A 7,427-nucleotide genomic window follows, 5' to 3' on the forward strand; every position below is an offset into this window, starting at 1 on the left:
CACCCCCCAGCCCGTCCGGCGCTTGAGGACGAGGCCGTTCAGGCCGACAGCGGGGGTCTGGGGGCGCAGCCCCCAGGGATGGGAACGGGTAGGGGCGGCGGGGGCGAAAAAACCCCACCCCAGGCCAACGCCGTACCCTCACGACCAGACCCGCACCGCGCCCAGGGAGCCCCGTGACAGCCACCCCCTTGCTCTCCGCCCTCACCGCACGAGCCAAGGCAAAGGCCCACACACGCAAGGCCCCCGACACCTGCCCCTGCGGAGCAGACACCCTCGCCGATCGCCCCGACGGCACAGTCGTCCGCCACGCCGACACAGTCGCGAAGGCCCACGCCCCCGACACCACCCCCACAGAACTCACCACCCGCCTCACCACCGCCACCCACCTCCCCGACATCCTCCTGCCCCCGCTCACCCCGACCCCCGTCGACCTGCACGGCAGACTCGTGACGTTCTGGCCGTACGGCACCCCGGTAGACCCGGAGGACCCGGACGCGGCCCCCTGGGAGGAGGCCGCCACCCTCCTCGCCCGCCTCCACCGGACCCCCGCCCCACCCGGCCTGCCGCCGATGCGCGGCCCGGCCAAGGCGGCCCGAGCGATCGCCCGCCTCCGAGCCACCGCCCCCCAGCCGGCCACCGAGCCGGTCCTGCACGCCTGGGCAGCCCTGCCGGCGTGGGCCAAGGCCGAGGCCCCCATGCCGGCCATCCCGGCCCACACAACCCTCTGCCACGGCGACCTCCACCTGGGCCAACTCGTACGCCACCCCGCCCCGAACGGCCCCTGGCTGCTCATCGACGTGGACGACCTGGGCATCGGCACCCCCGCCTGGGACCTCGCCCGCCCGGCCGCCTGGTACGCCTGCGGCCTGCTCCCGCCCGACGAGTGGACCCGCTTCCTGACCGCCTACCGCACGGCGGGCGGCCCGGCCGTACCCGCCGAGGGCGACCCCTGGCCCGCCCTGGACATCGCAGCCCGCGCCCTCACCGTGCAGACGGCGGCCCTGGCGATCGTCAAGGCGACAGCGGCGGACCGCCCACTGGACGACGTACAGCAGGCCGTTGTCGACGCATGTGCCCGGATGGGTTCCGTACCGCCCGAGTTGGCCCACGAATACGCGAAGTAGGGTGCAACCGCACGGAGCCGGACAGAGTCTGTCCAGGCGAGAAGCGAATCAGGATCAAGAACCAGAAGCAGAGCCAAGAAGCAGCACCGACCGGCAGGAGTTGAGCCGAGCATGCAGTGTCCGAAGTGCCACGCCCCGATGCACACGTACAACCGCAACGGAGTCCAGATCGAGCAGTGCAGCGGCTGCCGGGGGATATTCCTCGACTACGGCGAGCTGGAGGCGCTGACCCGCGTGGAGTCCCAGTGGGCGGGTCCCGCAGGGCCGACGCCCCCGGCCCCGCAGGCCTACCCGGCCGCTCCGGCACCCGCCTGGGGTGCCCCGCACGGCGGCCACCACGGCGGCGGCCATGGCGGTCACTACGGCGGCAAGCGCCACAAGAGCTTCGGCCACATGCTGTTCTCCAGCTGACCGGAACCATGAAGAAGCCCCCGACCGTATGAGACGGCCGGGGGCTCCTTGCTGTGTGGACGATACTGGGATTGAACCAGTGACCTCTTCCGTGTCAGGGAAGCGCTCTCCCGCTGAGCTAATCGTCCTCGCTCACCACATGTACTGCGTGCGCGATACTGGGATTGAACCAGTGACCTCTTCCGTGTCAGGGAAGCGCTCTCCCGCTGAGCTAATCGCGCGGAGACCCTTGCGGATCAAGGTCCTTGCGGACCAGTGGACGATACTGGGATTGAACCAGTGACCTCTTCCGTGTCAGGGAAGCGCTCTCCCGCTGAGCTAATCGTCCTTGGAGGTGGAGACGGGATTTGAACCCGTGTAGACGGCTTTGCAGGCCGTTGCCTCGCCTCTCGGCCACTCCACCAGGAGTGCGGGGGTTCGGGAAGATCCCCCTCTTCCTGCGAGCGGACGACCAGGTTCGAACTGGCGACCTCAACCTTGGCAAGGTTGCGCTCTACCAACTGAGCTACGTCCGCATGTCGTTTCGGTGCGCTCTCGCGTCCCGGCGACGAGTTGAACTCTAGCGGATTCCGGGGCCAGCACAAAAACGCGTTTGTGCAGCGTGCTGCGGTGTGCCCGCTCTAAGACATGGTCAGGGCACCCGCAGGACACCCGCCATAGACTCGGCGGTGTGTCCGATCTCGCTCCTCTCGCCCGCTTCGGCGGCCTCGTCGCCACCGGCCTCCTCGATGTCACCAGCGACCCCGAGGCGCTCGACTCCACCGGTTTCTGGGCTGTGTGCGCGGACTACGAGGGCCGTCTGACCTGCGCCCGCTTCCAGGACGTACGAGAGGAACCGGCACCAGCGCCGAGGCCGGTACCGGGGGAGTGGCGGGGCCCGGCCGCCGGTGACTGGACGTCGTCCCTCGACCGCGCCGCGTACACGGCGGGGGTGCGCCGCATCCGCGAGCAGATCGCGGCCGGCGAGGTGTACCAGGCCAACCTCTGCCGCGTACTGTCCGCGCCCGTCGCCCCCGACGCCGACGTGGACGCCCTGACCGCGCTGCTCGCGCACGGCAACCCGGCACCGTACGCAGGAACGATCCGCCTGCCCGCGCGCGGTGTCGAGATCGCCACCGCGTCCCCCGAACTCTTCCTCCGCCGGGTCGGCCGGACCGTCGAATCGGGCCCGATCAAGGGCACCGGACGCACCGAGGCGGACCTTCTGGAGAAGGACTACGCCGAGAACGTGATGATCGTGGACCTGGTCCGCAACGACATCGGACGCGTCTGCGCGACCGGCTCGGTGACCGTCCCCGAACTGTGCGTCGTCGAGAAGCACCCGGGGCTGGTCCACCTCGTGTCGACGGTACGGGGCGAACTGCGCCCGGGGGCCGGCTGGCCGGAGCTGCTCGCGGCGGCCTTCCCGCCCGGCTCGGTCACCGGCGCGCCCAAGTCGAGCGCCCTGCGGATCATCGACGCCCTGGAGACGGCACCCCGGGGCCCGTACTGCGGCGGCATCGGCTGGGTCGACGCGGACCGGGGCACGGGCGAACTCGCGGTCGGCATCCGCACGTTCTGGATCGACCGGGCCGACGGCATGCTGCGCTTCGGCACCGGTGCGGGCATCACGTGGGGTTCGGACCCCGAGGCGGAGTGGCACGAGACCGAACTGAAGGCGTCCCGACTACTCGCGATAGCGTCGGGAGTGTACGAGGCGAAGGACGCGTCCGACACTTTCCAGCGAGGTATTGACCAGTGAAGCTATGGCTCGACGGCGGGCTGCAGGACATCGAGACCGCACGCGTCTCCGTGTTCGACCACGGGCTGACCGTGGGCGACGGCATCTTCGAGACGGTGAAGGCGGTCGACGGCCGGCCGTTCGCACTCACCCGCCACCTGGACCGGCTGACCCGCTCGGCCCGCGGCCTCGGCCTGCCCGACCCCGACCTCGACGAGGTCCGCCGCGCCTGTACGGCCGTACTCGACGCCAATCCGATGCCGCTCGGCCGCCTGCGCATCACGTACACCGGCGGGCACGGCCCCCTCGGCTCCGACCGCGGGGAGCACGGCCCGACCCTGGTCGTCGCCGTCGGCGAATCCGCCCGGCGCCCCGACTCGACCGCCGTGATCACGGTCCCCTGGACGCGCAACGAACGCGGCGCCGTCACCGGGCTGAAGACCACCTCGTACGCCGAGAACGTCGTCGCCCTCGCCAGGGCGCGCGAACAGGGCGCGTCCGAGGCGCTGTTCGGCAACACGGTCGGCCAACTGTGCGAGGGGACGGGGTCGAACGTCTTCGTCGTGCTGGACGGCGAGATCCACACCCCGCCGCTCGCCTCCGGCTGCCTCGCCGGCATCACGCGCGCACTCGTCGTCGAGTGGACGGGCGCCAGGGAGACCGACCTCCCGCCGGCCGCCCTGGCGCAGGCCGACGAGATCTTCCTGACGTCCACCCTGAGGGACGTACAGGCCGTGCATCGCGTCGACGACCGCCAACTCCCGGGCGCACCGGGCCCGGTGACGGCCAAGGCGATGCGGGTCTTCGACGAGCGGGCGGGCGACGACCTCGATCCCTGAGCGAGGCGCAGGATCAAGGAAAGCCGCATTAATGAGGCTGACGCAGGCCGTCGTGAGCGGGTAGAACACCCCTGATGACCACCACCCTGCGGCCGACCGAGCCGTTGCAGCGCGAGGCCGACGGGGCGTGTTCACGCCATTACCAGGTGTGCGTGAACAGCCGCCCTGTCGGCGCGATCCACCTCGCCACCGACCCCTCTTTCGGGGACGCGGTGGCGAAGATCCTGGACCTCCGTATCGACGAACGTGACCGGCGGCGCGGCCGGGCCACGGTGGCCGCGCTCGCCGCGGAGGAGGTGGCGCGCGGCTGGGGCTGTCGGCGCATCGAGGTGGCCGTCCCGGGCGACGCACCGGCGGCGCTGCGGCTCGTGACCGCGCTCGGCTATGTGCTGCGCAACCGCCGTATGGACAAGCCCCTCAGCACCACTCCGCCCGGACTGCCCGCCGGAAGCCGTGGCCGGCCCATGACGGAGGCCGAGTTCGTGGTGTGGGAGGCGGCGGGCAGGCTGGACTACGCGGAGAGCTGGATCCAGCGGGGTGTGCCCGAGGCGGAGGCGCACGCCAAGGCGAAGCGGGACCATGAACGGATGCTGCCGCAGGGCGTGGCCAGCGAGGGCGTGACGCTCAGCGTTCTGGAACACGAGGGCGCCCGGGTCGGGACTCTGTGGCTGGGCTCCCGCGAGGGCCGGGCCTTCGTCTACAAGGTCGAGGCCGACGCGGAACACCGGGGCAGAGGCCACGGCCGCACCCTCATGCTCCTGGCGGAGGCCCAGTCGATCGAGGCGGGCCGGCCGGTCATCTCCCTGAACGTCTTCGCGGGCAACACTCCGGCGGAACGGCTCTACGAGTCGCTGGGGTACGAGACCATCACCCACCACATGTACAAGGACCTGTTGTAGGCGGACGCCCAGGGAAGCGATTCGACGGTCGTCGTTGGTGTCAGGCCTCCTGCTGCCCGGCCAACAGCCGGTCCACGATCTCCTCGATCCGCTCCCGGAGCCCTTCCTGGCTCTTGCCGCCGTCGAGCCGCTCACCGGCGATGACGTACGTCGGCGTGCCGGTCACGCCGATGGCCTTGCCCTCGGCCTGGTCGGCGTCGACGATCAGGATGTGCCGGCCGTCGATCAGCGCGGTGTCGAACTCCTCGGCGTCGAGCCCGAGTTCACCGGCCACCTCGACCAGGAAGGGTTCGCCCCTACGGTCCAGCTCCTCGACCCTGCCGAGCACGGCCTCGACGTACGGCCATGCCTGCCCCTGCTCCGCCGCCTCCTCGGCGGCCTGCGCGGCGGCGAAGGCGTGCTTGTGCTTCTCCAGCGGGAAGTGCCGCAGCCGCAGCTCCAGCCGGTCGCCGTAGCGGGCCCGCAGGGCGCGTACGTCGTCCAGAGCCCTGCGGCAGTCCGGGCACTGGAGTTCGCACCAGACCTCGAGGACAGGGGCGGAGGCTGGGGCAGGAGTGCCGGCGGGCACAGGGGAGGAGTCGCTCATGGCACCAGTTTCCCAGCCGTGGCCGTGGGTGTCGTACGAGGGGACCGGGACCTGTGGAGGAGGCGACCCGGAGATGTCCCTGATGTCGGGCCGGGGCATGGCATCCGGGGGTCCGGGCGGTGCAGGATGGAAGGGACGAAGCGCACCTGTGCGACCGAACCGTGCACCCGTGCGATCCAACCCTGCCTGGAGGACCGGATGATTGCCGAGACCGTCTGTTCCGCCGTCTCCGCGGCCGGCCTGGGCATCGCGGTGGTCACGGCGTACCGCAAGCGTTTTCTCGCGGCTGCCCGTATCGCCGCCTACTCGCTGGTTCCCGTCGGCCTGGTGATGACCGGGGTGGTCGGCTGGCTGGCCGACACCGCCTTCAGTCCCACCGCCTGGGCCGGCTTCGGTGTGCTCGGCGGCGCCTGGCTGCTCTTCACGACCACGCGCGCGGTGGAGCGGCGCAGGGGCGGCAGCCGACAGGAACGCAGAGAAGTGCAGGCCGCGCAGCGTGAGGCGGTGGCCCCGGCGGCCTCGGCGCCCTCACTGGGGCAGGCGCGGGGCAAGGCCTCCCGTCCGGCGGCCCAGCCCGCGGCCAAGCAGCGCGGCGGTGGCGCGGGGGACGACTTCAGCGACATCGAGGCGATCCTCAAGAAGCACGGCATATGACGAACCGCGTCGACTGACGCAGTGATGGCGCACTGAAACGACACAATCGGCCGGGAGGCGACGGAGGTCGCTCGGAAGCGATCATGACTCGCTGCGGACATTACGGAATTCGGCGAACTACCGCACATTCCGGGTGTGTTGATCGCGTAGAGGGTCTCGGCTGCGTCATCATCGCGACGAGATGCTGGACACAACACAGAGCGAGGCCGCGCCGCCGAATGACGAGCCGCGCGGGTGCCTCTTCGCCCTTTCCCAGCCACCGCTGATGATCTTCCTTGCGGTGATCGGGTGTCTGCTGCTCATGGCTTCGTTGCATGATCTGCTGTTGCTGTGAGCTGTACACGCCAGTCCCCGGCGTCACCCGCCGGGGGCTGCGTCAGCACCAAACCTTCCGCACCCGGCCTTCGGGGCCTGTCAGCCGGCCGACTCCTTGCGGCGCGCCCGGTAGGCGGCCACGTGGAGCCGGTTTCCGCAGGTGCGGCTGTCGCAGTACCGCCGGGACCGGTTGCGGGAGACGTCGACGAAGGCCCGCCGGCAGTCCGGGGCCTCGCAGCGCCGCAGCCGTTCCTGCTCGCCGGCGACCACGAAGAACGCGAGGGCCATTCCGCAGTCGGCGGCGAGGTGGTCGGCGATGGACGCGCCGGGCGCGAAGTAGTGCACATGCCAGTCGTAGCCGTCGTGGTCGGTGAGCCGGGGCGTGGTGCCCGCGGCGGCGACCAGCTCGTTGATGAGCGCGGCGGCGGTTCGGGCGTCCTGGGCCGCGAAGACTCCGGCGAATCTGCCACGGATCCTGCGCACGGCGGCGAGATCGATCTCCGACAGTGTGCCGACTTCGCTTATGTCGTGCTTTCGTACGAAATCTTCGAGCGCGTCGACATCGGGCAGCCCGTCCGTCGTGTCGTCGTCCGGCACGGTGTTCACCAGATCGACCACGGTGTCGAGGGCGCACCGGGTGTCGTGGGTGATCAGCACGTTGCTCTCCCTGGCCTGCCTGGGCGGTCGGGCGGGCACCCGCCCGCCGATGCTGGCCGATGGTAATGGCTCACAGCGACGGAGGTGGCCGTCGGCCTTGGGGGAGGGGTGGGAGAGGGCAGGGGAGGTCGGGGTGGTCGCTAGTGAAAAGGCATGCAGACAGCCCGCCTCGCACGGCGCCGGGCACAACCTCCCCGTGAACTCGGGGAAGTTGTTCGTGGC

General features: G+C 70.7%; 9 protein-coding genes and 5 tRNA genes. 7 read left to right on the plus strand and 7 right to left on the minus strand.

What is annotated here, in order from left to right; all coding sequences use genetic code 11:
- The first annotated feature begins 173 nt into the window (after positions 1 to 173).
- Together ACWCRB_RS48085 and ACWCRB_RS48090 are read left to right on the plus strand one after the other, a co-directional pair.
- Entirely contained in the window at positions 174 to 1,124 is a 951-nt protein-coding gene (locus tag ACWCRB_RS48085; protein ID WP_451002109.1) for a phosphotransferase, read from the plus strand.
- 111 nt (positions 1,125 to 1,235) lie between these two features.
- Entirely contained in the window at positions 1,236 to 1,535 is a 300-nt protein-coding gene (locus tag ACWCRB_RS48090; RefSeq protein WP_451002110.1) for a TFIIB-type zinc ribbon-containing protein, read from the plus strand.
- Between the two features lie 56 nt (positions 1,536 to 1,591).
- Here ACWCRB_RS48090 and ACWCRB_RS48095 read toward each other — a convergent pair.
- The 5 genes from ACWCRB_RS48095 to ACWCRB_RS48115 all read right to left on the minus strand — a co-directional run bounded on the left by ACWCRB_RS48095 (position 1,592) and on the right by ACWCRB_RS48115 (position 2,050).
- Positions 1,592 to 1,663: transfer RNA gene (locus ACWCRB_RS48095), tRNA-Val, on the minus strand.
- 21 nt (positions 1,664 to 1,684) lie between these two features.
- Positions 1,685 to 1,756: transfer RNA gene (locus ACWCRB_RS48100), tRNA-Val, on the minus strand.
- A gap of 35 nt (positions 1,757 to 1,791) precedes the next feature.
- Positions 1,792 to 1,863, minus strand: a tRNA-Val gene (locus ACWCRB_RS48105).
- A gap of 1 nt (position 1,864) precedes the next feature.
- Positions 1,865 to 1,938: transfer RNA gene (locus ACWCRB_RS48110), tRNA-Cys, on the minus strand.
- 39 nt (positions 1,939 to 1,977) lie between these two features.
- Positions 1,978 to 2,050 (minus strand) — tRNA-Gly (locus ACWCRB_RS48115).
- 155 nt (positions 2,051 to 2,205) lie between these two features.
- Between ACWCRB_RS48115 and ACWCRB_RS48120 the strand changes: the two genes are divergently transcribed.
- From ACWCRB_RS48120 to ACWCRB_RS48130, 3 genes are all read left to right on the plus strand, one after another.
- Complete coding sequence (locus ACWCRB_RS48120; RefSeq protein WP_451002111.1) at positions 2,206 to 3,276, plus strand: chorismate-binding protein; 1,071 nt, start codon at positions 2,206 to 2,208, stop codon at positions 3,274 to 3,276.
- Positions 3,273 to 4,094 (plus strand): aminotransferase class IV, encoded by an 822-nt coding sequence (locus ACWCRB_RS48125; RefSeq protein ID WP_451002112.1) that lies wholly within the window; start codon positions 3,273 to 3,275, stop codon positions 4,092 to 4,094. Before ACWCRB_RS48120 ends, ACWCRB_RS48125 begins: the two co-directional genes overlap by 4 nt.
- Positions 4,095 to 4,168: 74 nt before the next feature.
- The gene (locus ACWCRB_RS48130; protein WP_451002113.1) at positions 4,169 to 4,993 is read left to right on the plus strand and encodes a GNAT family N-acetyltransferase; all 825 of its coding nucleotides are present in this window, start codon (positions 4,169 to 4,171) and stop codon (positions 4,991 to 4,993) included.
- A gap of 40 nt (positions 4,994 to 5,033) precedes the next feature.
- Here ACWCRB_RS48130 and ACWCRB_RS48135 read toward each other — a convergent pair whose 3' ends face one another.
- Entirely contained in the window at positions 5,034 to 5,579 is a 546-nt protein-coding gene (locus tag ACWCRB_RS48135) for a DsbA family protein (RefSeq protein WP_451002114.1), read from the minus strand.
- Between the two features lie 126 nt (positions 5,580 to 5,705).
- Between ACWCRB_RS48135 and ACWCRB_RS48140 the strand changes: the two genes are divergently transcribed.
- Positions 5,706 to 6,233 carry a hypothetical protein gene (locus ACWCRB_RS48140; protein ID WP_451002115.1) on the plus strand — a complete coding sequence of 176 codons (528 nt, stop codon included), beginning with the start codon at positions 5,706 to 5,708 and terminating at the stop codon, positions 6,231 to 6,233.
- 181 nt (positions 6,234 to 6,414) lie between these two features.
- The gene (locus tag ACWCRB_RS48145) at positions 6,415 to 6,567 is read left to right on the plus strand and encodes a hypothetical protein (RefSeq protein WP_369034270.1); all 153 of its coding nucleotides are present in this window, start codon (positions 6,415 to 6,417) and stop codon (positions 6,565 to 6,567) included.
- Positions 6,568 to 6,647: 80 nt separating this feature from the next.
- On the opposite strand, the gene ACWCRB_RS48150 is transcribed toward ACWCRB_RS48145, so the two are convergent.
- On the minus strand, positions 6,648 to 7,205 hold the full coding sequence (locus ACWCRB_RS48150) for a CGNR zinc finger domain-containing protein (RefSeq protein WP_451002116.1): 558 nt from the start codon (positions 7,203 to 7,205) through the stop codon (positions 6,648 to 6,650).
- Between the last annotated feature and the right edge of the window lie 222 nt (positions 7,206 to 7,427).

The organism is Streptomyces sp. NPDC002156 (assembly GCF_053593675.1).

Bases quoted from the DNA above. Each gene is read 5' to 3' on its own strand.
- ACWCRB_RS48090 (WP_451002110.1), top strand. From the start codon at position 1,236: ATGCAGTGTCCGAAGTGCCACGCCCCGATGCACACGTACAACCGCAAC.
- ACWCRB_RS48130 (WP_451002113.1), top strand. From the start codon at position 4,169: ATGACCACCACCCTGCGGCCGACCGAGCCGTTGCAGCGCGAGGCCGAC.
- ACWCRB_RS48135 (WP_451002114.1), bottom strand. From the start codon at position 5,579: ATGAGCGACTCCTCCCCTGTGCCCGCCGGCACTCCTGCCCCAGCCTCC.
- ACWCRB_RS48140 (WP_451002115.1), top strand. From the start codon at position 5,706: ATGGAAGGGACGAAGCGCACCTGTGCGACCGAACCGTGCACCCGTGCG.
- ACWCRB_RS48145 (WP_369034270.1), top strand. From the start codon at position 6,415: ATGCTGGACACAACACAGAGCGAGGCCGCGCCGCCGAATGACGAGCCG.